General features: G+C 68.4%; 4 protein-coding genes. 1 reads left to right on the forward strand and 3 read right to left on the reverse strand.

Features of this window, described 5'->3' with window-relative positions; genetic code table 11:
* Window positions 1-112: 112 nt before the first annotated feature.
* The 3 genes from ACYVE9_RS24500 to ACYVE9_RS24510 all read right to left on the reverse strand — a co-directional run bounded on the left by ACYVE9_RS24500 (window position 113) and on the right by ACYVE9_RS24510 (window position 1,451).
* Window positions 113-550: an SsgA family sporulation/cell division regulator gene (locus ACYVE9_RS24500; RefSeq protein ID WP_461030076.1), complete on the reverse strand. Its 438-nt coding sequence runs from the start codon at window positions 548-550 to the stop codon at window positions 113-115.
* 199 nt (window positions 551-749) lie between these two features.
* Window positions 750-965 carry a DUF5326 family protein gene (locus tag ACYVE9_RS24505; RefSeq protein ID WP_461030077.1) on the reverse strand — a complete coding sequence of 72 codons (216 nt, stop codon included), beginning with the start codon at window positions 963-965 and terminating at the stop codon, window positions 750-752.
* A 168-nt stretch (window positions 966-1,133) separates the two neighbouring features.
* The gene (locus ACYVE9_RS24510) at window positions 1,134-1,451 is read right to left on the reverse strand and encodes a cupin domain-containing protein (protein ID WP_461030078.1); all 318 of its coding nucleotides are present in this window, start codon (window positions 1,449-1,451) and stop codon (window positions 1,134-1,136) included.
* 52 nt (window positions 1,452-1,503) lie between these two features.
* Here ACYVE9_RS24510 and ACYVE9_RS24515 point away from each other — a divergent pair, with 52 nt between their 5' ends.
* Window positions 1,504-1,881: a phage holin family protein gene (locus ACYVE9_RS24515; protein ID WP_461030079.1), complete on the forward strand. Its 378-nt coding sequence runs from the start codon at window positions 1,504-1,506 to the stop codon at window positions 1,879-1,881.
* Window positions 1,882-2,014: the final 133 nt, after the last annotated feature.

Raw genomic sequence — 2,014 nt, forward strand, 5'->3', positions numbered from 1 at the left:
GGGTGCGGGCGCGCCTGCGGGCCGGCAGTGCGGCAGTGCGGCAGTGCGGCAGTGCGGCAGTGCGGGGAACGTAACGCGGGGCGCGTGGAGAGGGGCGCGGGGCGCGGGGCGCTCAGGGCGTCTGGCTGGCGAGGATCTTGTCGAGTTCGGCGTCGATGCCCTCGCCGGCCGGTTCCTGGCCCAGCGGCACGATGCGGTCGGTGCGGTCCAGGAACGCCACCATCGGTGGGGCGCTGACCCGGAACAGTGCCTGCTCGGTGCCCACTTGCAACATGATGAGCAGGTCCGCCAGGTGCTCGTCGGACAGCGGGCGGATGCGGACGTCGCCTTCGCCGGCGGCGCGGCTGATGCCGTCGATCAGCAGTTCCCGGCCGAAGATCCAGGTGACCGGCGCGTCGCCGGGAAGGGTGAAGGTGAACCGGACCGCGTAGGGATCGTGCGCTTCGTAGAAGAGTTCCACCGGGATGCGGAAGGAGAGTTCCTCCGAGGCCAGGAAGCTCATCATGACGTGCGCCTGCACCTTGTCGCTGGCCTGGACCCTGTCGCTCATTCGCTGCCCCCGGCTCTCGAGTTCGACCTTGATCGGCTGCTGTGAAGCTCTGGGGGAATCGTCCATCACCTCCCCAGCGACCACAATGCCGGTTGCTTCAAAGTCACCCGATTGACAACGGGGTTGGCGCAGGCGGGGGCATGATCCGCACCGTTCGGGGGGCCTGGGGCCGCTCCGTTCCGGGGGGCTTGACGCGTCGTCACCATCCGCCGGAGGAGCTGGAGGACGTCATGAACTTGCGCACCACGAACACCAGTCCGGCGACGATCGCGGCGAACAGCAGCACGTTGAAGAGCACGGTGAACACCGTCGCCAGAATCCAGCTGACGGCCTTGAACACCACCAGTGCGACCACGATGACGGCGACCCACTTCGCCCAGGACGGCATTGCCGAGACGGTGTCCTTGGTACCCATGATCATTCCCTGCTTTCCCGTATGAGGTGTCGCCCGGCCGCCGCGGCGGTGCCGCGCGCAGCCTGCTGCGATCTTCTCCTCGATGCTATGCGGCGGCGGAGCGGTGCGGGAGGCCGGACGTCCCCGGTCCGCCCCTGACCGGACCCCTACGGGACCAGGGGTCGTCCCTCAGCTCTCCGGGGGAGAGAACACCACCATGACCCGCAGGTCCTCGGTGATCTGGTGGAACCTGTGCGGCACCCCGGCGGGCACGTAGACGACGCTGCCCCGGGCGACGTGCGTGGTCTCCTCGCCGACCGTCAGCGACGCCCGGCCGCTGACCACGAAGTACACCTCGTCCTGCTGATGCGGCGACTGCGGGTCCGGGGTGCCGCGGTCCAGCGCGTACAGGCCCACGGACATGTTGCGCTCCCGCAGGAACTGCAGGTAGGCGCCGTTGTTCGCGGCACGTTCCGCTTCCAGCTCTTCCAGCCGGAAAGCTTTCATCTTGTTCTGCCCCTCTGCCCGATCCCCGCGATCCTCTGCGACGATCGCCCTCATGAAGACTTTCCTGATCACGACGATCGCCAACGCCATCGCCCTCGCGGTGGCCGTGTGGCTGCTGGACGGCATCACCCTCACCGGCGGTGAGACCGGCGGGAAGACGCTGACGCTCATCCTCGTCGCCCTGATCTTCGGGCTGGTGAACCTGGTGGTCAAGCCGATCGCGAAACTGCTGTCGCTGCCACTGCTGATCCTCACGCTCGGTCTGTTCGCGCTGGTGATCAACGCGCTGATGCTGATGCTGACGTCCTGGTTCGCGGACAAGCTGGACGTCGGCTTCCACGTGGAGGGCTTCGGCACCGCACTGCTCGGCGGGCTGATCATCGCCATCGTGTCGTGGGCCGTGAGCATGTTCCTGCCCGACGAGCGCTGACCGCCCCGCCGAGGTGCCGGCCGACCGGTGCCGACCGCCGGTCGATGACAGCCGCCGACCGGTGACGGCCGCCTGTCGGCCGGGCCCGCCCGGCTCCGGGGCTCCGGGGGAGATCACGCATGATGGACCGCAT

Source organism: Streptomyces sparsus (genome assembly GCF_054776295.1).